Annotated in this window: 25 protein-coding genes; 13 read left to right on the top strand and 12 right to left on the bottom strand. The window is 72.4% G+C overall.

Annotated elements, in window-relative coordinates; genetic code table 11:
• Positions 1-27: 27 nt before the first annotated feature.
• Positions 28-387, top strand: coding sequence for a hypothetical protein (locus tag JOD63_RS02500; RefSeq protein WP_045277308.1), 360 nt, complete (start codon positions 28-30; stop codon positions 385-387).
• 46 nt (positions 388-433) lie between these two features.
• Entirely contained in the window at positions 434-1,033 is a 600-nt protein-coding gene (locus tag JOD63_RS02495) for a helix-turn-helix transcriptional regulator (RefSeq protein WP_245618079.1), read from the top strand.
• A gap of 5 nt (positions 1,034-1,038) precedes the next feature.
• On the opposite strand, the gene fdhD is transcribed toward JOD63_RS02495, so the two are convergent.
• Positions 1,039-1,941, bottom strand: coding sequence for a formate dehydrogenase accessory sulfurtransferase FdhD (gene fdhD, locus JOD63_RS02490; protein WP_045277307.1), 903 nt, complete (start codon positions 1,939-1,941; stop codon positions 1,039-1,041).
• Position 1,942: 1 nt separating this feature from the next.
• A complete protein-coding gene (moaA, locus tag JOD63_RS02485; protein WP_045277306.1) occupies positions 1,943-3,019 on the bottom strand; it encodes a GTP 3',8-cyclase MoaA in 1,077 nt (358 codons plus the stop codon).
• 233 nt (positions 3,020-3,252) lie between these two features.
• On the opposite strand from moaA, the gene JOD63_RS02480 reads away from it, so the two are divergent.
• Genes JOD63_RS02480 through JOD63_RS02460 form a run of 5 tightly spaced genes read left to right on the top strand, consistent with a single transcriptional unit; the run spans position 3,253 to position 9,772 of the window.
• On the top strand, positions 3,253-4,698 hold the full coding sequence (locus tag JOD63_RS02480; RefSeq protein WP_045277433.1) for a cytochrome ubiquinol oxidase subunit I: 1,446 nt from the start codon (positions 3,253-3,255) through the stop codon (positions 4,696-4,698).
• Between the two features lie 17 nt (positions 4,699-4,715).
• A complete protein-coding gene (gene cydB / locus JOD63_RS02475) occupies positions 4,716-5,747 on the top strand; it encodes a cytochrome d ubiquinol oxidase subunit II (RefSeq protein ID WP_045277305.1) in 1,032 nt (343 codons plus the stop codon).
• A 38-nt stretch (positions 5,748-5,785) separates the two neighbouring features.
• Positions 5,786-7,486 carry a thiol reductant ABC exporter subunit CydD gene (gene cydD / locus JOD63_RS02470; protein WP_045277304.1) on the top strand — a complete coding sequence of 567 codons (1,701 nt, stop codon included), beginning with the start codon at positions 5,786-5,788 and terminating at the stop codon, positions 7,484-7,486.
• The gene (cydC, locus tag JOD63_RS02465; protein WP_045277303.1) at positions 7,483-9,192 is read left to right on the top strand and encodes a thiol reductant ABC exporter subunit CydC; all 1,710 of its coding nucleotides are present in this window, start codon (positions 7,483-7,485) and stop codon (positions 9,190-9,192) included. Before cydD ends, cydC begins: the two co-directional genes overlap by 4 nt.
• 25 nt (positions 9,193-9,217) lie before the next feature.
• The gene (locus tag JOD63_RS02460) at positions 9,218-9,772 is read left to right on the top strand and encodes a GNAT family N-acetyltransferase (RefSeq protein WP_052682642.1); all 555 of its coding nucleotides are present in this window, start codon (positions 9,218-9,220) and stop codon (positions 9,770-9,772) included.
• Here JOD63_RS02460 and JOD63_RS02455 read toward each other — a convergent pair.
• The 6 genes from JOD63_RS02455 to JOD63_RS02430 all read right to left on the bottom strand — a co-directional run bounded on the left by JOD63_RS02455 (position 9,717) and on the right by JOD63_RS02430 (position 15,179).
• Positions 9,717-11,273 (bottom strand): SDR family oxidoreductase, encoded by a 1,557-nt coding sequence (locus JOD63_RS02455; protein ID WP_045277302.1) that lies wholly within the window; start codon positions 11,271-11,273, stop codon positions 9,717-9,719. The two genes, JOD63_RS02460 and JOD63_RS02455, sit on opposite strands and share 56 nt — an antisense overlap.
• A 107-nt stretch (positions 11,274-11,380) precedes the next feature.
• Positions 11,381-11,977, bottom strand: a complete 597-nt coding sequence (locus tag JOD63_RS02450) for a GNAT family N-acetyltransferase (RefSeq protein ID WP_045277301.1) — start codon at positions 11,975-11,977, stop codon at positions 11,381-11,383.
• A 33-nt stretch (positions 11,978-12,010) separates the two neighbouring features.
• Entirely contained in the window at positions 12,011-13,126 is a 1,116-nt protein-coding gene (locus tag JOD63_RS02445) for a sulfate/molybdate ABC transporter ATP-binding protein (protein WP_157004077.1), read from the bottom strand.
• Entirely contained in the window at positions 13,123-13,935 is an 813-nt protein-coding gene (locus JOD63_RS02440; RefSeq protein ID WP_045277430.1) for an ABC transporter permease, read from the bottom strand. The genes JOD63_RS02445 and JOD63_RS02440 overlap by 4 nt, the downstream gene beginning before the upstream one ends.
• 32 nt (positions 13,936-13,967) lie before the next feature.
• The gene (gene modA, locus JOD63_RS02435) at positions 13,968-14,780 is read right to left on the bottom strand and encodes a molybdate ABC transporter substrate-binding protein (RefSeq protein WP_045277300.1); all 813 of its coding nucleotides are present in this window, start codon (positions 14,778-14,780) and stop codon (positions 13,968-13,970) included.
• Between the two features lie 6 nt (positions 14,781-14,786).
• Entirely contained in the window at positions 14,787-15,179 is a 393-nt protein-coding gene (locus tag JOD63_RS02430) for a TOBE domain-containing protein (RefSeq protein WP_045277299.1), read from the bottom strand.
• 123 nt (positions 15,180-15,302) lie between these two features.
• Between JOD63_RS02430 and JOD63_RS02425 the strand changes: the two genes are divergently transcribed.
• From JOD63_RS02425 to JOD63_RS02400, 6 genes are read left to right on the top strand one after another with little or no spacing between them, the layout of a single operon-like run.
• On the top strand, positions 15,303-16,418 hold the full coding sequence (locus tag JOD63_RS02425; RefSeq protein ID WP_045277298.1) for a ThiF family adenylyltransferase: 1,116 nt from the start codon (positions 15,303-15,305) through the stop codon (positions 16,416-16,418).
• Positions 16,415-17,647: a molybdopterin molybdotransferase MoeA gene (locus JOD63_RS02420; RefSeq protein ID WP_045277297.1), complete on the top strand. Its 1,233-nt coding sequence runs from the start codon at positions 16,415-16,417 to the stop codon at positions 17,645-17,647. The genes JOD63_RS02425 and JOD63_RS02420 overlap by 4 nt, the downstream gene beginning before the upstream one ends.
• A complete protein-coding gene (moaC, locus tag JOD63_RS02415) occupies positions 17,644-18,120 on the top strand; it encodes a cyclic pyranopterin monophosphate synthase MoaC (RefSeq protein ID WP_045277296.1) in 477 nt (158 codons plus the stop codon). The genes JOD63_RS02420 and moaC overlap by 4 nt, the downstream gene beginning before the upstream one ends.
• Before the next feature lie 34 nt (positions 18,121-18,154).
• Positions 18,155-18,838 carry a molybdenum cofactor guanylyltransferase gene (gene mobA, locus JOD63_RS02410; protein ID WP_084613785.1) on the top strand — a complete coding sequence of 228 codons (684 nt, stop codon included), beginning with the start codon at positions 18,155-18,157 and terminating at the stop codon, positions 18,836-18,838.
• Positions 18,835-19,104 carry a DUF6457 domain-containing protein gene (locus JOD63_RS02405; RefSeq protein ID WP_045277295.1) on the top strand — a complete coding sequence of 90 codons (270 nt, stop codon included), beginning with the start codon at positions 18,835-18,837 and terminating at the stop codon, positions 19,102-19,104. Before mobA ends, JOD63_RS02405 begins: the two co-directional genes overlap by 4 nt.
• Complete coding sequence (locus JOD63_RS02400) at positions 19,104-19,337, top strand: MoaD/ThiS family protein (protein ID WP_045277294.1); 234 nt, start codon at positions 19,104-19,106, stop codon at positions 19,335-19,337. The genes JOD63_RS02405 and JOD63_RS02400 overlap by 1 nt, the downstream gene beginning before the upstream one ends.
• 58 nt (positions 19,338-19,395) lie before the next feature.
• On the opposite strand, the gene JOD63_RS02395 is transcribed toward JOD63_RS02400, so the two are convergent.
• From JOD63_RS02395 to JOD63_RS02380, 4 genes are all read right to left on the bottom strand, one after another.
• Complete coding sequence (locus JOD63_RS02395) at positions 19,396-19,824, bottom strand: molybdenum cofactor biosynthesis protein MoaE (RefSeq protein WP_045277293.1); 429 nt, start codon at positions 19,822-19,824, stop codon at positions 19,396-19,398.
• Complete coding sequence (locus tag JOD63_RS02390) at positions 19,821-20,303, bottom strand: MogA/MoaB family molybdenum cofactor biosynthesis protein (protein ID WP_045277292.1); 483 nt, start codon at positions 20,301-20,303, stop codon at positions 19,821-19,823. Before JOD63_RS02390 ends, JOD63_RS02395 begins: the two co-directional genes overlap by 4 nt.
• Positions 20,304-20,520: 217 nt before the next feature.
• Entirely contained in the window at positions 20,521-23,064 is a 2,544-nt protein-coding gene (locus tag JOD63_RS02385) for an FdhF/YdeP family oxidoreductase (RefSeq protein WP_045277291.1), read from the bottom strand.
• A 57-nt stretch (positions 23,065-23,121) separates the two neighbouring features.
• On the bottom strand, positions 23,122-23,742 hold the full coding sequence (locus JOD63_RS02380; RefSeq protein WP_045277290.1) for a DUF305 domain-containing protein: 621 nt from the start codon (positions 23,740-23,742) through the stop codon (positions 23,122-23,124).
• Between the last annotated feature and the right edge of the window lie 2 nt (positions 23,743-23,744).

Below are 23,744 nucleotides of genomic sequence, written 5' to 3'. Positions count from 1 at the left end.
CTCCCGGCGCGCAGTAGAGTCATCGTCATGCCTGAACAAGAAAACGAACTCCGCGGCGGCGTCCTCAGCGGCAGCGGCAGCCCGGCGCTGTGGGGCTCGCTGATCGGGATCATCACGTTCGCGTTCATCGCGTTCCCGCTGTCGGCCGCGGTGTCGTTCGCGACCCACCCGCGCACCCAGCAGCTGTTCGGAGGACGCCTCGAAGAGGCCTCGAGCGGCGGCTACGTCGCGTTCTGGTGGGTCGTCGCGCTGCTGCTGTTCGCGATCCCGTTCCTCGTCGGCTTCGGCGTCGCCAAGCTCTCGGGCAAGACCCTCGCGATCATCGGCGCCATCGTCGTGGCGTTCTTCGTGGTCATCCTCATCCTCGGGCAGACGTTCGTCTTCTGACGTCGACGGCTGAGCCCGCACCCGGTGCCGCCGCGATAATGGGTATGTGACCCGTCCGCCGTACAGCGCGATCTCCAACACCGCACGCGTCGAGATGCTGCACCTCATGCAGCTCGAGCCGCGGCGGACGGTGGCCGAGCTCTGCGAGGCGACGGGGCTGCACGCCAACACGGTGCGCGAGCATCTGCAGCGCCTGATCGACGCGGGCTACGTCGTGAGCGAGACCGAGCGCCGCACCACGCGCGGACGCCCGCGCGTGCTCTACAGCGCGGCCACGGGCGCCGAGGCGTCATCGCCGGTCGCGCAGCGCAAGGCGCGCGACGCGGCGGTGCGGGGTGACCTGCTGCGGCGGATGATCCCGGGCACCGCCCCCGACGGGCTCACCGGCGAGGCGCTGCATCAGCTCGACGCGCTGGTGGAGGACCTCATCGAGGAGGGGTTCGATCCCCTCGTCGACGCGGATGCGCTCACGATCGACCTTTCGCCGTGCGCCCACGCGGAGAATCAGGGTCGCGCAGTGGTCTGCGGTGTGCACCTCGGGGTGATGCAGGGCGTGCTCGCCGAGGCCGGCGGGCCGCTCGCCGTGGCCGGCATGGAGCCCGCGTGCGATCCGACGACGTGCGTCGTCGTGCTCGAGCGCCGCTGAGCGGATCAGCCCGCGGCGGCTCGTCCCGACGCGGATGCGCCCGCGTCCATGGCATCCGTCGCCAGCGTCACCCGCTCGGCTCCGGTGTACACGTTCAGCGACGCCCCACGCACGAACGCGACGAGCGTGAGACCCGACGCCGCGGCGAGCTCGACCGCGAGCGACGACGGCGCCGACACCGCGGAGAGGACCGGGATGCCGGCCATCACGGCCTTCTGCGCCAGTTCGAAGCTCGCCCGGCCCGACACCTGGAGCACCGTCGCCCGCAGCGGCAGACGACCCTGCTGCAGCGCCCAGCCGACGACCTTGTCGACCGCGTTGTGCCGGCCGACGTCTTCGCGCAGCACCAGCAGCTCTCCGGTCGCGATGTCGAACAGGGCGGCGGCGTGCAGCCCGCCGGTCTTGTCGAAGATCGTCTGCTGCGCTCGGAGCACATCGGGCAGTGCGGCGAGCGTGTGCGCCGGCACCGTCGTCGCGTCGGCGCCGAGGTCGAAGCGCGACACGGTGCGCACCTCGTCGATCGAGTCCTTGCCGCAGATGCCGCAGGCGCTCGTCATCGAGTACGACCGGTTGGGCCGCGGCGACGGGATGCCGGGGGCCAGGGTCACATCGAGCACGTTGTAGCTGTTGCCGTCGTCGGCTGCCGGCGGTCCGCTCGACGGTCCGGCGCAGTGGATCGCCTGACGCAGGTCTTCTGGTGCGGCGATGACACCCTCGGAGACGAGGAAGCCGGTCGCGAGCTCGACGTCGTGCCCGGGCGTGCGCATGGTCACGGCGAGCGCCTCGCCGCCGACGCGGATCTCGAGCGGCTCCTCGACGACGAGCGTGTCGGGGCGGCGCCGCGACGAGGCGGTGTCGCCGGTCAGCGTGATCCGCGTGACCGGGCGGTTGACCGTGAGCCTGCCCACCTCAGCCGCCGATGGCGTTCATGCCCCGCGCGGGCTGCAGGAACGACGGGTCGTTGATGGCGTGACCGGGGAGCTTACCGTGCACGCAGGCGCGCAGCATCCGGTCGATCAGCGTGACGTGGTCGCCCGGATCACCGCGCAGGATCGGCAGCAGGTCGTACTCGGTCGTCGAGAACAGGCAGTTGCGCAGCTGTCCGTCGGCGGTGAGGCGCAGCCTGTCGCAGTCGCCGCAGAACGGCGCGGTCACCGACGCGATGACGCCGACGGCGCCGGGGCCGCCGTCGAGGGTCCAGCGCGCCGCGGGCGCGCCGCCGCGGCCGGGGACCGGGGTGAGGGTCCAGCGCTCGGCGAGCGCGCCGAGGATCTCGTCCTGCGTGACCATGCGGGCGCGGTCCCAAGTGTGTCCCGCGTCGAGGGGCATCTGCTCGATGAAGCGCATCTCGGCGCCGTGGTCGAGCGCGAACGCCACGAGGTCGACCAGTTCGTCGTCGTTCACGTCGCGCATCGCCACCGCGTTGAGCTTGAGCGGGCGAAGCCCCGCCTCGGCGGCGGCCGCGATGCCCGCGAACACGTCGTCGAGGCGGTCGCGGCGGGTGAGGTCGCGGAAGCGGTCTCGTCGGAGCGTGTCGATCGAGATGTTCAGGCGTGACAGACCGGCGTCGACGAGGCCGGGCAGCACCTCGGGCAGACGGATGCCGTTGGTGGTCATCGCCACCTCGACACGGCCGCCGCCGGGAGCCTGGATCTCCGCGAGTCTGCGCACGACCTCGACGATGTCCTGGCGCAGCAGCGGCTCGCCGCCGGTGAGGCGGAACGTGGTCACGCCGTCGGCCGCTGCGACGCGGGCGATCTGCACGATCTCGTCGAGGGTCAGGATGCTCGACTTCGCGAGCCACTCGTTGCCCTGCTCGGGCATGCAGTAGGTGCAGCGCAGCGAGCAGCGGTCGGTGAGCGAGATGCGCAGGTCGCGGTGGACGCGACCGTGGGTGTCGACGAGCGGATCGCCCGGCGCTGCGGCGATCGGGTCGGCGGCGGCACGCGGCATCCGCGACGAGATCATCACGGGGATCGCGGTCATGCCCCCGCCCCCGCGCCGATCCGTCGCCTCGTCATGGATCGAGCGTAGCCCGGACCGCCGGACGGGCGGCCCGCACTGCGTGGATTATTCACGGCGCGCGCTCTGTACGAAACGCCCCCGTTCCTGGGATTCTGAGGGCGGGACGGCCCGGCAGGGGCCGCCGGATGATGTGGTCCGACCACATGGTACTGTGGTCGGACTGCACAGCCGCTCGAGCGATCGGAGCACGCATCGTGGATCTGTTGGACCCCCTCCTGCTCGCCCGTTGGCAGTTCGGCCTCACCACGCTGTACCACTTCCTCTTCGTGCCGCTCACGCTCGGCATGGCGCTCACGGTGGCCATCTTCCAGACGACCTGGTTCCGCACCGGGAACGTCAAGTGGCTCCACCTCACGCGCTTCTTCGGCAAGATCTTCCTGATCAACTTCGCGATGGGCGTCGTCACCGGCATCGTGCAGGAGTTCCAGTTCGGCATGAACTGGTCGGCGTACTCCCGCTTCGTCGGCGACGTCTTCGGCGCTCCCCTCGCCTTCGAGGGCCTCATGGCCTTCTTCTTCGAGGCGACGTTCATCGGCCTCTGGATCTTCGGCTGGGACAAGCTGCCCAAGGCACTGCACCTCGCCTCGATCTGGATAGCCACGATCGGCGCCTGGTTCTCGGCATACTTCATCCTCGCGGCGAACGCCTTCATGCAGAACCCGCTCGGCTATCGGATGGCGGAGGACGGCTCCCGCGCCGAGATGACCGACTTCTTCGCGGTGCTGACGAACCCTGTCGCCCTGGCAGCCCTCCCCCACACGCTGTTCGCGGCGTTCATGATGACGGCGGGGGTCATCATCTCGATCTCGGCCTGGCACCTGCTGCGGGGGCAGAACGTCGAGATGATGCGCTCGTCTCTGAAGTACGGGCTGTGGGGGATGATCGTCGCCTTCGCCGGCGTCGCCCTCTCCGGCGACCAACTGAGCCTCGTCATGGTCGACACCCAGCCGATGAAGATGGCTGCAGCCGAGGCGACCTTCGACACCGTCTGCGGGGCGGATGCCTCGTTCTCGATCTTCACGCTCGGCACCCCCGACGGCACCAGTGAGCTGTTCTCCATCCGCGTGCCGTACCTGCTGGCGCTGCTGTCGACGCATTCGCTCGACGGCTGCGTCGAGGGCATCAACGACCTGAACGCGGAGTACACCACGCAGCTGTTCCCGCAGTTCGCAGACCAGGTCGACGGCAACTTCGCACCGGTGCTCTGGGTCACCTACTGGGCGTTCCGCTGGATGATCGGCCTCGGCGGCGTCGCCGCGCTGACCGCGGTCGTCGGCCTCTGGCTGACGCGCAAGAAGGCGAAGCGCGACGTGCCCGCGTGGGCCTGGAAGCTCGCGATCTGGGCCTGGCCGGCATCGCTGTTCGCGATCCTCGTCGGCTGGGTCTTCACCGAGATGGGCCGCCAGCCGTGGATCGTCTTCGGGCTCATGCTCACCGAAGACGGCGTCTCGCCGAGCGTGCCCGGCTGGAACGTGCTCGTCTCGCTGATCGCCTTCACGCTGATCTACGCCGTGCTCGCCGTCGTCGAGATCGGGCTGATCATCAAGACGTCGAAGACGGGCCCCGATCCGCTCCCCGGCCCCGACGACCCCGATCCGCGCGAGCGCGCGGTCGCAGACACCCCGACGACGGTCTACTGAGGATTCCGGAGCACATCATGGATCTCGCCTACCTCTGGTTCTGGATCGTCGGATTCCTCTTCGTCGGCTACTTCGTGCTCGACGGCTTCGACTTCGGCGTCGGCATGTCGCTGCCGTTCCTCGGCAAGGACGACGTCAGCCGACGCCAGGTGATCAACACCATCGGCCCGGTGTGGGACCTCAACGAGACGTGGGTCATCGTCGCCGGCGCGTGCCTGTTCGCCGCGTTCCCCGAGTGGTACGCGACGCTGTTCAGCGGGTTCTACCTGGCTCTGCTGCTGATCCTGCTCGCCCTCATCCTGCGCGGCGTCTCGTTCGAGTACCGGCACCAGCGCGACTCCCTGCGCTGGAAGAAGGGGTTCGACACGATGATCGTCGTCGGCTCCGCCGTGCCGGCCCTGCTGTGGGGCGTCGCGTTCGCCAACATCGTGCAGGGCGTTCCGCTCGATGCCGCTCACGAGTTCACCGGGTCGCTCCTGACCCTCCTGAACCCGTATGGCCTCCTCGGCGGACTCACGACGCTGCTGCTGTTCTTCACCCACGGCGTGTACTTCGTGGCGCTGAAGACCGACGGTCAGGTGGCGGCGGATGCTCGTCGCCTCGCCGGCCGCGCCGGCCTCGTCACCATCGTGGTCGCCGCCGCGTTCCTGATCTGGACGGTCCTGCTGGCCTTCGCCGAGGGGCGCGACCTCGCCGTGGTCACCGCCGCCCTCGCTGCGGTGGCCGCCGTGCTGCTCATCGCCTCGTGGATCTCGAACGCCCGCGGCCGTGAGGGCTGGGCCTTCGGATTCGGTGCCGGCACGATCGTCTCGGCGGTGCTCGCGCTGTGGTTCGCCCTGTTCCCGTACGTCATGCCCTCGAGCACCGACCTGGCGAACAGCCTCACGATCGAGAACGCGTCGAGCACCGACTACACGCTGACGATCATGTCGTGGGCGGCGCTCATCTTCCTGCCGCTGGTGCTGCTGTACCAGGGCTGGACGTACTGGATCTTCCGCAAGCGCATCACCCGCTCGCACATCGAGAAGGCAGCCGCCGTCGTCCACTGACCGGATCCCCGGCCACCCGCCGGTAGTCTCGAGGTGTTGTGGGAACCGAGCACGAAGAGTCGACACCCGAGCGCGTCTCGGCGAAGCCGGTCGATCCCCGACTGCTGCGATACGCGCGCGGTTCCCGCGGCTACTTCGTCGCCTTGGCCGCGATCTCGCTGGCGCAGACGACGCTGATCATCGCCTTCGCGTGGCTGCTGACGCGCGCGATCGTCGACGCGATCGACGGAATGCCTCTCGACGGCCTCGCGCCGACGCTCGCCGCTTTCGCCGCCGTCGTCGTGCTCCGCGGGGTGGTGCTGTGGGTGCGCGAGCAGGTCGCCTCGCGTGCTGCCGCCCGTGTGCAGGTGGAGCTGCGCGAGCGGCTGTTCGACGCCGTCGGCGCGCTCGGACCGGGCTGGCTCGCGACGCGCAACTCGGCCCAGCTCGCAGTCACCGCCGGTCGCGGACTCGACGCCCTCGAAGCCTACTTCGGCCGCTACCTGCCGCAGCTCGTGCAGACCGTCGTCGCGACCCCGATCATCCTCGCGGTGATGTGGTGGCAGGACTGGATCTCTGGGCTCACCGTGCTCCTCACCCTGCCCCTCATCCCCGTGTTCATGGTGCTGATCGGGCTGGCCACCCGCAGCGTTCAGCAGCGCCAGTGGAAGACGCTCCAGCGGCTCGCCGCCCGCTTCGCCGACACCGTCCAGGGCCTGTCGACGCTGAAGGTCTTCGGCCGGCAGCATCGGGCCGCGGCATCCATCGAACACGTCACCGACGACTATCGGCGCGAGACCATGAAGGTGCTGCGGGTGTCGTTCCTCTCCGGGTTCGCGCTGGAGTTCCTCGCCTCGATCTCGGTCGCGATCGTCGCGGTGTCGATCGGCTTCCGGCTGATCGACGGATCGCTGGCGCTCGCCGTCGGACTCTTCGTGCTCCTCCTCGCACCCGAGGCGTACCTGCCGATCCGGCAGGTGGGCGTGCAGTTCCACGCCGCATCCGAGGGCGTCGCCGCGACCGACGACGTCTTCGCCGTCCTGGATGCCGCACGGGCTCAGGCGCCGACCGAACCCTCCACTGCCGAGCCGGGCCCCGCACCATCGCCCCTGGTGCTGCACGATGTGCGCGTCCGCCGGGGCGGCCGCGTGCTCGCGCCGGTGGGCCTCCACGTCGCTCCCGGTCAGGTGACGCTCCTGGAGGGCCCGAGCGGAACAGGCAAGTCGAGCGTGTTCGCCGCGCTGCGGGGCTCTGCCGAGTTCAGCGGAACCGCCGAACTCGCGGGGATCGACGTCCGCGGCATCCCGTCGTCGTCATGGCTGGCATGGTCGGGCCAGCAGCCGGGTCTCACGAGCGGCACCATCGCCGCGAACGTCGCGCTCGGCGACGACGAACCCGATTCCGCCACCGTCGAGCGGGCGCTCGATCTCGCGTGCGCAGGCGATCTGTCGCCCATGCTCGTTCTCGGGGTGCAGGGCGCGGGACTCTCCGGAGGCCAGGCGCAGCGCGTCGCCGTCGCCCGGGCGTTCTACCGGCACCTGCGCGGCCGCGCCGGCGTGATCGCGCTCGATGAGCCCAGTTCGGCGCTCGACGCCGAGACCGAGGCGCGCCTGTGGCGATCGGTGCGGATGCTCGCCGACGACGGGGCAGCGGTCATCCTCGTCTCGCACCGGCCGTCGGCCCGCGGGATCGCCGACACCGTGGTGCGACTCGAACCCACCGAGGAGCAGTCGAACGAGCAGTCGGAGGTGCCGGCATGACCGCACGCCCGACCGCCGCGGCAGGCAGCCCGGCGCGCCCGACTGCCGAGACCCGGCGCGTGCTGCGCGGCGCGCTGCCGCCTCTGCGCCGCTTCTGGCCTGCTCTCGCGGCAGGCTTCGCATCGGAGGCGTCCGCCGTCGCCCTCCTCGCCGTGAGCGCCTGGCTGATCGTGCGCGCGAGCGAGCAGCCGCCCGTGCTCTACCTCAGCTTCGCCGTGGTGGGCGTGCGCTTCTTCGCGATCTCGCGCGCGGTGTTCCGCTACCTGGAGCGACTCACCGGGCACGACGCCACCCTGCGTCAACTCGCAGCCGCCCGCTCCTCGCTCGTGCGGCGCCTGGTGCCCCTCGCCCCCGACGGGCTGCAGCGAACGCGGCGCGGCTCGGTCCTCGGCGCTCTCGTCGACGACGTGGACGACCTCCAGAACCTGCCGCTGCGGGTGGTGCAGCCCCTCGTCTCGTCGGCGACGGTCGCCGTCGGCGCGGTCGTGCTGATCGCGTTCGTGTGGTGGCCTGCGGCCCTCACGCTGCTCGTGTGCCTCGTGGTCGCCGCGCTCATCGCCACCGCGTGGGGCTGGGCCGCGGGCGCGCGCGCCGAGCGCTCGGTCGCCCCGCTGCGCTCCGCACTCGCCGATGCCATCCACGACCACCTGGGCAGCCTCGACGTGCTCGCCGCATACGGCGCCGAGGCGGCGAGCCGGGCGAGGATCACCGCCGCAGACACCGCCCTGCGCACCGCGATCGTGCGCCGCGCCGGCGCGCAGGCCGGCACGACCGCGGTCGTCTCGGTGCTGGCAGGCGCGGCGTCGCTGCTCGCCGTGTTCACCGCTGTGCCCGGCCTCGACTCCGGTGCCCTCAGCGCACCGGCGCTCGCGGTGATCGTGCTCGTGCCGATGGCCGTCTTCGACGTGTTCGCCACCGTCCCGTTGGCCGCGGCATCGTGGCGGCAGGTGCGAGGAGCCGCCGACCGCATCGCGTCGGCGGTGCCCCCCGGTGTGCCGGACGGCCTCGTCGACGAGCGGATCGCGCCCACCGGTGACGCTCCCCCGCTAGGAGACGGCCTGCGTCTGCGGGGCGCAGACGTGCGCTGGCCCGGGGCCGACTCCCCCGCACTGCACGATCTCGACCTGATCCTGCGGCCCGGCGAGCGCGTGCTCGTCGTGGGCTCGAGCGGTGCGGGCAAGTCCACCCTCGCGCACGCGCTCGTGCGCTTCCTCGAGGTCGACGGCGAGTACCGCATCGGCGAGGCTTCGGCCCACACTCTTGCGGGAGACGACGTCCGGCTCACGGTGGGGCTGTGCGAACAGCATCCGATGCTCTTCGACGAGGACGTGCGCCAGAACCTGCTGTTCGCCCGTGACGACGCGACGGATGCCGACCTCGAGGCGACCCTCGACCGCGTCGGGCTCGGGCCGTGGCTGCGCGAGCGCGGCGGTCTCGACGCGCGCGTCGGCGAGCGCGGCGCCCTCGTGTCAGGCGGACAGGCGCAGCGCATCGCGCTCGCCCGCGCGCTGCTGCGCGGGTTCCCCGTGCTGGTGCTCGACGAGCCGACCGCGGGCGTCGACGCCGACGCATCCGACGCCCTCCTCTCCGACCTGCTGCGCGCCGTCGGCCGCGACCAGGCGGTCGTGCTCATCTCGCACGTGCGGGTGCCCGACGGCCTCGTCGATCGGGTCGTGCGTCTCGACGCCGGGCATCTCGCGGGCTGAGCGACGAGTCGCTACCGTCTGTGGCATGACGACGGTGACCGTCCGCATGGCCGAGCAGCGGGATGCGCGCACGATCGCCCGCATCCGGGTCGACGCGTGGCGCGCCGCCTACGCGAGGCTCATCTCCTCCGCGGTGCTCGACCAGCTCGACGCCGAGGCCGAGGGCGACCGCCGCGTCGCCAACTGGGACCGCGGCCACGCGGACCCGCGCCGGGTCGATGTGATCGCCGAGGTCGACGGCGTCGCCGCGGGGTGGGCGGCGTGCGGGGCGTCGGACGATCAGTCGTCACCCGGTGGCGGCAAGCTCTTCGCCCTCTACGTGTCGCCCGCGCACTGGAGCACCGGAGTCGGGCACGCCCTCATGTGCGACGTCGAGGCCCGCCTGCGCCGCGCGGGCCATGCGCGCGCCCACCTCTGGGTGCTCGCGGGCAACACCCGGGCGGCCGACTTCTACGAGCGTCACGGCTGGCACGAGGACGGTGGCGTGATGACCGACGACCGGGTCATCGGCGGCCACACCGCCTTCACGCTGCACGAGCGTCGTCGGGTGCGCGATCTTCGGCTTCCGCCGTCGCCGTGATGCGAGCCGCCATGCCCGCGAAGATGAAGCCGTGGAAAGGCAGCACCGCGAGCCAGTAGAGCCTCCCGGCGAGTCCTCGCGGGAAGAACACGGCCCGCTGGTCGTAGCGCGAGCCGTCGCCGCGCGCCGAGGCGCGCAGCTCGAGCCACGCCAGACCCGGAACCTTCATCTCAGCCCGCAGACGCAGCATCCGCCCCGGATCGATCGCCTCCACCCGCCAGAAGTCGAGGGCGTCGCCGACGCCGAGGCGCGCGCGGCTGCGCCGCCCGCGGGCGAGCCCCACACCGCCGACGAGGCGGTCCATCCAGCCGCGCGCCGCCCAGAGCATCGGCGACGAGTACCAGCCGTTCTCGCCGCCGATCCCCTCGATCACGCGCCACAGGGCGTCGGGCGAGGCGGGCGTGTCGACGGCGCGCACGTCGGTGAAGACGACGCGGCCGGCCCAGTCGGGATCGCTCGGCAGCGGTGAGCTCGGCACCCCCAGCACCTCACCGTCGAGCCAGCTCGTCTCGACCGCGTCGGCCTCGAGCCGGCTGAGGGCCAGGCGCACGGCCTGACGGTACGGGGTGAGACCGTCCGCGGGCGGTGGGATGAGCGCATCGACCCGATGGTCGGTCATGATGCACTCGTTCTGCAGCGACTCCACGAGCGGACGCGCGATCGAGCGCGGGATGGGGGTCACGAGGTTGACCCAGTGCGACGCGAGCCGCGGCGTGAGCACCGGCAGCGCGGCGATGGGGCGCTGCCGCAGCCCCGCCTCCACCGCGTAGCCGTTCATCATCTGGCCGTAGCGGAGCACGTCGGGGCCGCCGATGTCGACGGCGTCGTTCACCTCGGCCGGCACACGGCCGGCGCCCAGCAGGTAGTGCAGCACGTCGCGCACCGCGATCGGCTGGATGCGGTTGCGCACCCAGCGGGGTGCCGGCATGTAGGGAAGCACGTCGGTGAGGTGGCGCACCATCTCGAACGACGCCGACCCCGAGCCGATCACGACGCCCGCCTGCAGCACGAGCGTCGGCACCGGCGAGTGGAGGAACACCTCGCCCACCTCGACGCGCGAGCGCAGGTGCGGCGACAGGGGCTCCGCCGAGGGGTGGAGGCCGCCGAGGTAGACGATGCGCGAGACGGATGCCTCCGCAGCCGCCCGGGCGACGGTGCGCGCCGCGGCGCGATCGGCGTCCTCGAAGCCGGCGCCGGCCGACATCGAGTGCACGAGGTAGTAGAGCACGTCCACGTCGTCGCACGCCTGCGCCATGGACGCGGGATCGGCGGCGTCGCCGACGACCACGTCGACCCGATCGCCCCACGCGAACGAGGCGACCCGCGTCGCATCGCGTGCGAGCACCCGCACGGCATAGCCGGCGGCGAGCAGACGCGGCACGAGACGGCCGCCGATGTAGCCGGTCGCCCCGAGCACGAGGACTCGGCGCGGGGTGCCGTCGGCGCGGGGCACGGCCACGAGAGCAGGCTCTCGCCCCGTGGGTGCGGACAGGTCGTCCATGCCCGGAAGGCTACAGGCGCCTCAGGCGCCGGGGGCCGGATCCCACGAGATCGTCAGGCTTCGCCCGGGTCGCCCACCCCCGCTCGGCCGGTACGAGCATCCGTCCGTCAGAGGAGCGTGCCGAACGCCCGCGACCCCTCGTCCGACGGCAGGGGTGCGAACCCCACCCGCGGGTAGAAGGCGATCGCGCCGGCGTTGTCCGCCCCGGCGACGAGGTGCAGACCGGGCACGCCGGCCTCGCGCAGCGCATCTTCGAGGGTCGCGATGAGGCGGCGGCCCCACCCCCCGCCCTGCGCCTCGGGCAGCAGGTCGATGTGCAGGTGCGCGGGGTATTCGTCGGCGAACGCCACCGCACCCGTGCCCCGGCCGTACGCATACGACAGGATGCCGTCCTGGCGCGTCGTCTCGCTCTCGGGCCGCGGCCAGCGCACCGCGTGCCGCGGCCACCACGCGTCGCGGAACCACGCCTCGAACGCGGCGGTGTCGGGCGCGCCGACGATGTAGCCGACGACCCGTTCGTCATCGGTCTCGACGACGAACGCGAACTCCGGATGCCGCGCCACGTAGGGCAGCACGAAGATCTCTGCCCAGAGGTCGTCGTCGTCGAGCACACCCGTGGCATCTTCGCCGGAATCGGCGGTCTTCAGGCAGATGTCGGCGAGCGCCGGCTCGTCTCCGGCGCGGTACGGGCGAATGCGGGTCACCCGCGCGATTCTAGGCCCGCGGATCGTCCGCCGTCAGGTGCGCGCCGAGCCAGGCAGGAATCGGACGACGGATGCCGCGACACGCAGTCGCACGCGCGATCCCCGTGCGATCGAGAGCGCGGCGACGCGATCGGCGGCGACGTCGACCGCGACGTCGGGCTCGCGCGTTCGGATCCGCACGCCGGCGGGCGTCTGCTCGAGGCGCACGACCTCGGCGATCCACTCCGCGCCGGGTTCTGCCTCCGGCGCCGGATCCGTCGCCGCCGCCGGCGCCGGACGACCCGACGCCTCCGCGAGGAGCAGCCCGACGTCGCTCGGGCGGAACACCGCCGCGACGGGGCCATCGCCGGCGTCGCACGCGAGCGCGAGTCCGCCCGCACGCCACACGCCCGATCGAGCGTCTCCGGGCACGCGGTTGAGCCCGGCGACGGCGGCGGCGAACCGCGTCGCCGGAGCGGCCAGCACGTCGCGCACCGGACCGTGCTGCGTGACGGCGCCCCCCTCGAGCACCAGCAGCTGCGAGGCCAGGGCGACCGCGTCGACCGCGTCGTGGGTGGCGACCACGGCCGTGGTTCCCGTCGCCCCCAGCTGATCGTGAACGAGGGCGCGGACGTCTCCTGCCGTCTCCGCGTCGAGAGACGTGAACGGCTCGTCGAGCAGCAGCACGGCCGGCGACGTCGCAAGCGCGCGCGCGAGGGCGACCCGCTGCTGCTGCCCGCCCGACAGCTGCGCGGGGCGTCGGCGCCCGAAACCGGCGAGACCCACGCGATCGAGCCAGTCCTCGGCGGTGGCATCGGCGGCGGCGCGCGACACCCCGTGCGCACGCAGACCGAACACCACGTTGTCGCGGGCGGTGAGGTGCGGGAACAGTCGCGCCTCCTGGCCGAGCATCACGACACCCCGCGACGCCGGCGCGGTGCGGGTCGCGGGCGGAGCATCCAGCATCCGACCTCCGACGCTCACGTACCCGGCATCCATGCGCACGAGACCGGCGAGCGCGCCGAGCAGCGTCGACTTTCCGGCGCCCGACGGCCCCATCACCGCGACGACATCGCCCGGCCCCGCCGCGATCTCCGCGTCGAGCCCGAACCCGCCGCGCTCGACGACGACGCGGGCGTCGAGCGCCACCTCTCCGAGCGCGCCGGTCATCGAGGCGTCTCCACGCGCCAGGCGCGCACGAGCAGCAGCACTCCGACCGCCGTCACGAGCAGCATCAGCGACAGCGCGACGGCGGTGCCCTGCGACACCCCCGATCCGTTGAACGCGGTGTAGATCGCGAGCGGCATGGTCTGGGTCACACCCGGCGCGTTCCCGGCGAAGAGCGCCGTCGCCCCGAACTCGCCGATGGCGCGCGCGAAGCACAGCACGACCCCGGCGACGAGGCCCGGGGCGGCGAGCGGCAGCGTCACCCGGGCGAGGATGCGCCAGCGTCCGGCGCCGAGTGCGGCGGCCGCCTCCTCGTACCCGACGCCGGTGGCGCGGAGCGACCCCTCGAGGGCGAGCACGAGGAAGGGCAGGGCGACGAAGGCCTGAGCGAGCACCACCGCGGCGGTCGAGAAGGGGAGACGGATGCCCCACTCTCCGAGGATGCCGCCGAGCCAGCTCGTGCGCCCGAACAGGAAGAGCATCGCGACGCCGCCGACCATGGGCGGCAGCACCAGCGGCACGGTCACGACGGCGCGGAGGATCGCCGCCGTCCGCGCCGCACTGCGCGCGATGACGAGGGCCAGCGGCACACCGAACAGGATGCACAGCGCGGTGGCGATCGCACCGGTGAGCAGCGACAGCCCGAGGGCCGACATCGCGGTGTCGGACGTGACGTCGCCCCACAGCGACGACCACTCGACGCGAGCGACGAGCGCCGCGAGCGGAAGCACCAGGAAGGCGAGCCCGACGATTGCGGGCACGGCGAGAACCCGCGGCACGAACCCGGCGCGCGTCGCCGCGTCGCCGCGCATGGCGCCCGCGGCGTCCACGCCGCTCACGGCGCTCATGGAGCTCCGAAGCCGAGGCTCTCCAGCACGTCCTGTCCCTCATCGCCCAGCACGAACGCGACGAAGGCATCGGCCGCCTCGGGGTTCGACGACTCGGTGAGGGCAGCGACGGGGTACCGGTTCACGACCTCTTCGGCACCGGCGGCGTCGACCTCCTCGACACGGTCGTCGCCGCGCACGTCGGTCGCGTACACGAGCCCCGCGTCGGCTTCGCCGGCGGCGACCTTGGTCAGCACGGCGGTCACATTCTGCTCGAGACTCGCCGGCGTGACGGTGACATCGTTCGCAGCGAGCAGGGTCTCGGATGCCGCCCCGCACGGCACCTCGGGCGCGCACAGCACGACCGTGAGGTCGGGGGAAGCGAGGTCGTCGATCGCCTCGACCTCGCCGGGGTTCCCGGCGGGCACGGCGATGACGAGGGTGTTCGTCGCGAACAGCTGCGGATCGGCGATGAGACCCGCGTCGACGACCTTCTGCATGTTCTTCTCGTCGGCGGACGCGAAGACGTCGGCGGGGGCGCCTTCGATCAGCTGCGTCGCGAGGGTGCTCGATCCGTCGTACGAGATCGGCAGCACCCCGAGCGACGGATGCTGCGCCTCGAACCGCTCGGCGAGTTCGTCGAACGCGGTGCCGAGCGAGGCTGCGGCGTAGATCGTGAGCTCGCCGGTCAGCTGCTCCTCGGCGACCGTCGGCTCGGAAGCCGGGGTCTCGGTCGCCGCGTCGGGCGTCTGGGCGCATCCGGCGAGCGACAGTGCGACGAGGATCGCCACGGAGAGGGGTGCCAGGGCGGTGCGGCGGGTGCGAGGCATCCGGAGTCAGCCTTTCGGGGTCTCGACGATGACGTGGGTGGCTTTGATGACGGCGGTGGCGAGCGAGCCGACCTCTAAGCCGAGCTCGTCGGCGCCTTCGGCCGACATCAGCGACACCACGCGGTGCGGACCCGCCTGGATGTCGATCTGCGCCATCAGCCCGTCGCGCTGGATGCGCGTGACGATGCCGACGAAGCGGTTGCGCGCGCTCGAGAGCACGTCTGCCGGATCGCGGGGCGCGCCGGCGAGCTCGGCCGCCCGCGCGGCAAGCGCGTCGCCGGGGATCTCGGCGGGGCTGGAGCCGGTCGTGGTCAGTGTGCCGCTGTCGACCCAGCGGCGCACCGTGTCGTCGCTCACTCCCAGGAGGCGGGCCGCCTCGGCGATCTTGTAGCTCGGCATGACGCTCAACCTAGCACCGCAGATGCGGGTGCTTCGGCCGCATTTCGACCGCTTTCGCGGAATTGTTGCAGTGCGAATCACGACGACGAACCCGGCACCGGCGGTCGGCCGTAGCCTGTCCCCATGGCTTTCCCCCCACTGGTCGAGCCCCTCGGCGCTCTGAGCGACGCGGAGCGAGTGCGCACGGCGCGTCACGCGGTGCTCGCAGGATTCGGCGACGAGGCGCAGCGGCGGCTCGCGGCATCCCGCGTCGCCGTGGTCGGCGCCGGAGGGCTCGGATCGCCCGTCGTGCTCGCCCTCGCCGCAGCCGGCGTCGGCACGATCACGGTGATCGACGACGACGATGTCGACGCGTCCAACCTGCAGCGCCAGGTGATGCACCGCGTGGGCGACGTCGGTCGACCCAAGGTCGACTCCGCGGTGCGGGTGGCGGCGGGCCTGTCTCCCGAGACGGTCGTCGTGCCTCGGCAGGAGCGACTGGGCGCGGACAGCGCGGAGCGGCTGCTCGCGGACGCCCACGTGGTCATCGACGGCAGTGACACCTTCGAGACCCGAAGCATCGTCGCCGACGCCTGCGAGGCGCTCGGCGTGCCTCTCGTGTGGGGCGTGGTGCAGGAGTTCCATGCCCAGGCGACGGTGTTCTGGTCGTCACCGCCCGGCGGCGCAGGCATCCGGCTGCGCGACCTCTATCCGCCCGAATCGGTGGGCGACGTGCCGTCGTGCTCGGCCGTGGGCGTGCTGGGTCCGCTGTGCCTGCAGGTCGGATCGATCCTCGCGACGGAGGCGATCAAGCTCCTCACCGGTGTCGGCGAGCCCCTGTTCGGCCGCGTTCTCGTGATCGACGCGCTCCGAGGCCGCACCACCGAGGTTGCGCTTCGCCCGGCATCCGCCACGTCGCCTTCGCCCTCGGCCGTGGACGCCGCGCCGATCTCCGCGGGAACGCAGCCGCCGGAGCTCACCGCCGCCCAGGCGCGCACGGCCGTCGCCGCCGGGGCGGCACTGGTCGATGTGCGTGAGCCGCACGAGACGGCGCGCGGGGTGATCCCCGGGTCGGCGCTCATTCCGCTCGCAGCGCTCTTGGCCGATCCTCGGCGGCTGGACGCGCAGCAGGCCGTGGTCGTGTGCGAGGTCGGGGTGCGCGCGCAACGCGCCGCCTCAGCACTGCGCGCCGTCGGGGTCGACGCATCCGTCCTCGCCGGGGGCATCCGCGCCTGGGACCGTGCGACGGTGCCCGCGTGAGCGGGCTGCTCACCGTCGAGGAGCACCTCGGCGCCATCCTCGACGCGCTCGTCGCACTCCCCGCAGAAGAGGTGCCGATCTCGGCGGCAGCCGGGCGCACGCTGCACGGTGCCGTTCATGCCGCCGTCGACATCCCGGTGTTTGACAACTCGGCGATGGACGGGTTCGCGGTGCGCTTCGCCGACGTCGCGGCCGCGGGTGCGGACGCACCGGTGTCGCTGCGGGTGGTCGCCGATCTCCCGGCGGGCACGGCGGAGGATCCGCCGATCGCATCCGGCCAAGCGGCGAGGATCATGACCGGGTCGGCATTGCCGACGGATGCCGACGCCGTCGTGCCGTTCGAAGACACCGCCGGCGGACTCGACGACTCCCTCGACACGGTCACCGTGCTGCGTGCGCCGGTGCGGATCGGAGCGCACATCCGCCGCGCGGGCGAGGACGCCGCGCGCGGCGCCGAGGTGCTGCCGTCCGGAATCGTGCTCGGCCCGTTGCAGGTCGCCTCCGCGGCGGCGGCGGGAGTCGCGACCGTGGCGGTCTCGCACCGACCCCGGGTGGCCGTCGTGTCGACCGGCAGTGAGCTGGTCGAGCCCGGGATGCCGCTCCACCGCGGCCAGATCCCCGAGTCGAACAGCCTGCTGCTCGCGGGGCTCGCCGCGGAGGCGGGGGCCGAGGTCATCGCCCGGGCGAGCGTGCCCGACGAACCCGACGCATTGGAATCCCTCCTCACCGAGCTCACCGCCGCCGGTGTCGACGCCGTGGTGTTCTCGGGCGGCGTGAGCGCCGGGGCGTACGAGGTCGTCAAGCAGTCGCTCGCGGGCACGATGGCGTTCCGCCGGATCGCGATGCAGCCGGGCAAGCCGCAGGGCTTCGGTGTGCTCCCCAGCGGCACGCTGCTGTTCGGGCTGCCCGGCAATCCCGTGAGCGCCGCGGTGTCGTTCGAGGTGTTCGTGCGCCCGGCGCTGCTGCGCCTGCAGGGGCGCGCCGACCTGCAGCGGCCCGTCGTCCGTCTGCCTGCGGCGACGGGGTGGCGCACCCCCCCGGGCCGCCGTCAGTACCTTCCGGTGACCGTGGACCGCGCCGATCCTGCGGTGTGGCGGGCGGTCCCCGCCACGAGCGGCGGGTCGCACCTCGCCGGCGGACTCGGCCGCGCCGAGGCCTACGCGATCGTGCCCGCCGACGTCGACGCGGTCACCGCCGGCGACCCCGTCGATGTCATGCTGATCTCATGACCTTCACGCACCTCGACTCCGCCGGACGCGCTCGGATGGTCGACGTGACCGAGAAGAGCCCGACGGTGCGATCTGCGACCGCGCGCGGGTTCGTCCGCTGCTCGCCCGAGGTGGTCGCAGCGCTCCGAGATGACACCGTCCCCAAGGGCGATGTGCTCGCGGTCGCCCGGATCGCGGGCATCCAGGGCGCCAAGCGCACCCCCGAGCTCCTTCCGCTCGCGCACGTCATCGGCGTGCACGGCGCCGTCGTCGACCTCGTCATCGTGGACGACGGCGTCGAGGTCGAGGCCACGGTGCGCACCGCCGACCGCACGGGCGTCGAGATGGAGGCCCTCACTGCCGTGTCGGTCGCGGGCCTCGCCATCGTCGACATGGTCAAGGGCCTCGACAAAGGCACCTCGATCGAGTCCGTGCGCATCGTCGCGAAGACCGGCGGCAAGAGCGGCGACTGGCACCGGCCCGACGAGCGGTGAGCACCCCGATGGTCACGATCGACGGCTGCAACACATGAGCCCGGACGAGATCTCCGAACGGCGGAGCACCGGACCACGGCATCCGCCGAATCCGTCGCATCCATCGCTCGGCGCGATCCTGCTCGCCGGCGGTCGCGGCACGCGCGTCGACGGCGCGGCCAAGCCCATGTTCGACGTCGGTGGCCGAACCCTCCTCGCGGCGGCAGTCGATGCCGCCCGACGTGCCGGAGCAGACCCGATCACCGTCGCCGCGCCCCTGCTCGACCCGGCCCTCGCCGTGGACTGGGTGCGCGAGGATCCGCCGTTCGGCGGTCCTGTCGCAGCCGCCGTCACGGCGCTCGACGCCTGGGCGGCGTCGGGGCTCGCGCCCGCGTGGACGCTGCTGCTCGCATGCGACCTCCCCACCGTCGACGCCGCCGTGGCGCGACTCGTTGCAGACATGGTGCTCCTCCCCTCCGACACCGATGGCCTCTGCCTCGGCGACGCATCGAGTCGGCCGCAGTGGCTGATCGGCGTGTACCGCACCGCCGCACTCCAGCGCGCGGCATCCGACCTCCCCGACGGCGGCCGCGACGCTTCCGTGCGCGCGCTCGTCTCCGAGCTGGCGATCGCCGTCATCGCCGCGCCCGACGCCCTCACGCGGGATGTCGACACGTGGGAGGATCTGGAAGAGGCGCGCGCACGCGCCGCCGGCGTCGCGACCGAGGAGCACCGATGAGCGAGCAGTCCCGCACCCTCCCGCCGGAGGCGCTCGATGCCTGGGCAGCCGCCCTGCGCGAGCACTTCGATCTCCGCCCCGATGACGTGCCGATCGCGCTCATCCTCGACCTCGCGCGTGAAGCGGCCATCGGCGTCGCACGGCCGGCGGCTCCGCTCAGCGCCTTCGTCGCAGGACTGGTCGCCGGCAGGGCCGGCGGCACGCCCGACGACACCCGTGCCGCCGCGGCCGCGATCACCGAGCTCGCCGCGAGCTGGGAGGGCTGATGGCCGTCGTCCGCTACTTCGCTGCGGCGCAGGAGGCCACCGGCATGGACCGCGAGCACCGGGGCGAGACCACGCTCGGGGCGCTGCGCGCCGCCGTGGCCGCCGACCACCCGGGGCTCGGCGGCATCCTCCCCCGCTGCGCAGTGCTCGTCGGCGGATCGCGGGTCGACGATACGGCGATGCTCGGCGCCGACGACCTGGTCGACGTGCTGCCGCCGTTCGCCGGAGGCTGACGCGGGCGCTCCGAGGCCCTCACGCGGGCGTGCGGATCGCGACTGACCCGACTCCGGCTCAGCCCCCGAGGCCGAGCCAGGTCGCGGTGCCGTCCTGCTCCAGCTGGCGCTTCCACACCGGGAGGCCGGTCTTGATCGTCTCGATGACGGTGCGGCACACCTCGAACGCGGCGGCGCGATGCGGTGCGGCTACGGCGATCACCACGGCGGCGTCGCCGACGCCGAGCCTCCCGACGCGGTGCGAGACGGCGACGACGGCATCCGTCTCGCCGACCGCCTGCTCCGCGATCGCCCGAAGTGCTGCTTCCGCATCAGGATGCGCGGAGTACTCCAGCGCGACGACGGCCCCGGCGGCATCCGGATCGTGATCGCGAACGCGCCCGACGAACGTCGTGACGGCACCCATCGCCGGGTCGTCCACGGCGGCGAGGTGGGCGTCGAGCGAGAGCGGTTTGGAACTGATCGCGGCGAGTCGGACCGACATCAGTGGTCTCCTCCGCCGAGCTGGTCGATCACGTGCCGCGCGACCGACAGCACGACCGGCATCCCGTCGGCGACGGCGCCGGGCGAGCCGGGCAGGTTCACCACGAGCGCCCCGTACGGGTCGACGACACCGGCGATGCCCCGGCTGAGCAGCGCGGCGGGCTTCTCCTCGGCCCCGCGTCGACGGAGCTCCTCAGCGATGCCGGGCACCACGCGGGTGACGACCCGTGCGGTGCCCTCGGGAGTCTGATCGCGCGGGGCGACGCCCGTGCCGCCGGTGGTGACGACGAGCTTCGCACCGGCGAGCACCTCGGCCGAGATCGCCCGTTCGACGCTGTCGGCCCCGTCGGCGACCACGACCGCGTCGTCGCACGTGAACCCGCGCCCGCGCAGCGCTGCAACAGCGACCGGGCCGCTCGCGTCGACCCGTTCGCCGGCGGCCGACCGGTCGGAGACCGTGATGACGGCTGCGCGCTGGCTCATGACGTCCAGCCTAGGTCGGCGGCCGGGCCGCGCGTGCCTAATGCAGGACGGATGCCACGACCCGCCCGCCGGCTCCGCGTGATCATGCGCATACGCGACGGCCCGCCCACGGTTCATCCTGCATCAGGCACGCGGCCAACCCGCGAAACCCGCGACGGCCGCTCGTCGCCGCCGCCACCGGGCACCACCGGGCGCCACCACGGGGCGCGATGCGACCTCAGCGCCGCTCCAACCTCACCATCACCGACTTCGACGTCGGCGTGCCCGAGACGTCGGCTACCGAGTCCAGCGGCACCAGCACGTTGGTCTCGGGGTAGTACGCGGCGGCATTGCCGCGCGGCGTGGAGTACGGCACGAGCCGGAAGCCCTCCGCCCGGCGCTCCTGGATCTCGCCGTCGACGCCGGTCCACTCCGACACCAGGTCCACCACGTCGCCTTCGACGAAGCCGAGCTCGGCGATGTCGCGAGCGTTGGCGAGCACGACGCGGCGGCCGCCGTGGATGCCGCGGTACCGGTCGTCCTTCCCATAGATCGTGGTGTTGTACTGGTCGTGCGACCGCAACGTCTGCAGCAGCAGCCGCCCGCGCGGGATCACGGGATACTCCAGCGGGTTCACGGTGAACCGCGCCTTCCCGTCGACCGTCGCGAACCGCCGGGCGTCGCGGGGTCCGTTCGGCAGGTGGAGGGTGCGCCCCTTGTCGATGCGCTCCTCATAGTCGTCGAAGCCGGGGATCACCCGCTCGATGTGCGAGCGGATCAGCGCGTAGTCCGCCTCGAGCGCGGCCCAGTCCGCCTGCGGAGCGGTCGACGGATGCCTCACCGCAGCCGGGTCGGCTTCGCTCGCCTGCTCGGCGGCGGGTCGCTCGGCCTGGCCGCGATCCACGTCGCCGGCGTGCGCACTGTTCTGCCAGGAGTCGACCCCGTCAGTCGACCCCGATGCGCTGGGGGGCGGAGGTGATGTGACCGGCGGCGGACCGGGGACCGCAGTTTCATCCTCCGCTCGCCTCATCTCCTCCGCGCGCGACACACCGTGGTTGATCGACGCAGCATCCGCCGCGCCGCCGAACAGCAGCGCGCACAGCCGCGCGACGATGGCCACCTCGCTGAGCAGCTCCTCCGACGGCGGCGCGAGGCGCCCGCGCGAGGAGTGGACCGCGCCCATCGAATCCTCGACCGTGACCCGCTGCTCGCGGCCGCCCCGCCGGTCGCGGTCGGTGCGCCCCAGGGTCGGCAGGATGAGCGCGCGGCGCCCCGTGACCACGTGCGACCGGTTGAGCTTGGTCGACACGTGCACGGTGAGCCCCACGCGCGCCATGCCCGCCTCGACGACGGCGGTGTCGGGCGTCGCCGACACGAAGTTGCCGCCCATGCCGAGGAACACCCCCACCCGCCCGTCGCGCATCGCGCGGATCGCCTCGACCGTGTCGAAGCCGTGCGCACGCGGCGCCGTGAACGCGAATTCGGAGTCGAGCGCCGCGAGGAACGCCTCGGACGGCTTCTCGTAGATGCCGACCGTACGGTCGCCCTGCACGTTCGAGTGGCCGCGCACCGGGCACACCCCGGCGCCCGGACGGCCGATGTTCCCCTGCAGCAGGAGCACGTTCACGACATCGCGGAGCGTCGCCACGGAGTGCTTGTGCTGGGTGAGCCCCATCGCCCAGCACACGATCGTCGCCTTCGAGATGCGCACGGCCTCGCCCACGCGCCGCAGGGTCTTCTCGGGAAGGCCTGTCGCCGCGACGAACTCGCGCCACGGCGCATCCGTCATCGCCTTCCGATACTCCTCGAAGCCGCTCGTGTGCTCCGCGATGAACTCGTGGTCGAGCACGTCGTCGCCGGCCTCGAGCAGGTGCTTGCCGATGGCCTGGAACAGCGCCTGGTCGCCGCCGAGACGGATCTGCACGAACTCGTCGGCGAGCTTGGTGCCGCCGAACGCCACCCCGCGCACCGTCTGCGGGTTCTCGAACCGCATCAGCCCCGCCTCGGGAAGCGGGTTTACCGCGATGATCGTCGCTCCGCGCTGCTTCGCCTTCTCGAGCGCCGACAGCATGCGCGGGTGATTCGTGCCCGGGTTCTGCCCCGCCACGATCAGCAGGTCGGCCTCGTGGATGTCGTCGATCGACACCGTTCCCTTGCCGATGCCGATGGTCTCGGTGAGGGCCGAACCCGACGACTCGTGGCACATGTTCGAGCAGTCCGGCAGGTTGTTGGTGCCGAACCCGCGCACCAGCAGCTGGTACAGGAACGCCGCCTCGTTCGACGTTCGGCCCGAGGTGTAGAACACCGCCTGGTCCGGGTCGTCGAGCGCCGACAGCTCGCCGGCGACGAGACGCAGCGCGTCGTCCCACGCGACGGGACGGTAGTGGGATGCCCCCTCCTCGAGGAGCATCGGATGCGTCAGCCTGCCCTGCTGGCCGAGCCACCAGTCGTCGTGCCCGCGCAGCTCGTCGACGGAGTGCGCCGCGAAGAACTCCGGGCCCACGCGACGCAGGGTGGCCTCCTCAGCGACGGCCTTCGCCCCGTTCTCGCAGAACTCCGCGACGTGCCGCTTGTCTTCCTCTGGCCAGGCGCAGCCCGGGCAGTCGAAGCCGTCCTTCTGGTTGACGCGCATGAGCGTCTGGACCGACCGCGCGACGCCCATCTGCTCGTGCGCGATCTGCAGCGCATGCAGCACGGCAGGCACACCGACGGCGACCTTCTCCGTGCCGGTGACGCGCACCCGCGCTTCGTCGATGTCGGTGGTCGGGGGCCGCTTCGCCATGCCCCCAGGCTAGGCGCATCCCGCCCGATCAGCCGATCAGCGATCGGCGATCGGCGATCAGCCGCGCAGCTGCGCGATCACCGCGGCTTCGGCCACTGCCTCGTCGAGGGTGCGTCGTGCCGACTCCGCGACGAGCGGGTGCGACGGTGCATCGAGCGTCTGCGCGGCGAGATCCTGCACGCCGGCGTTCAGTCCGGCGATCAGCTCGAGGAACAGATCCTCGGCTGCCGCGCCGTCCGCGGCCGACAGCTCGCCGCGCTGAGTACGCGTGGGGATGCCCGGCATCGAGGCGTGCTCGCCGTGACCGGAGCACGCTCCGTCGTCGGTCTGCTCCAGCGGGCGCGCCGGCACCCACTCGACGTACCGTTCGCGCAGGCCCTCGAGCTCGGTCGCCTGGGCAGCCGCGACCTTCTCGGCGAAGTCGCGCACGTCGTCGTCCACGCCGTCCGCCGCCAGCACGACGGTCGCCAGCTCCTCTGCTTCGACGCGGTAGAAGATCATCGCCTCGACGTAGCAGAAGTCCGACGCCGACACGGGCTCGGCGGTGGGAGATCCGGATGCCGTCGCCACGACGTCGGCGGGATCCTCGGCGCCGGCCGACCACAGCACGACGGCGATCCCGGCGCCCGCGGCGGTGAGCGCCGCCGCCAGCGCGACGGCGAGGACGGTCCTGCGCACCG

The organism is Microbacterium terrae, assembly GCF_017831975.1.
GTDB classification, from domain to species: domain Bacteria; phylum Actinomycetota; class Actinomycetes; order Actinomycetales; family Microbacteriaceae; genus Microbacterium; species Microbacterium terrae.
This window is presented reverse-complemented; position numbering and strand designations above follow the sequence as displayed.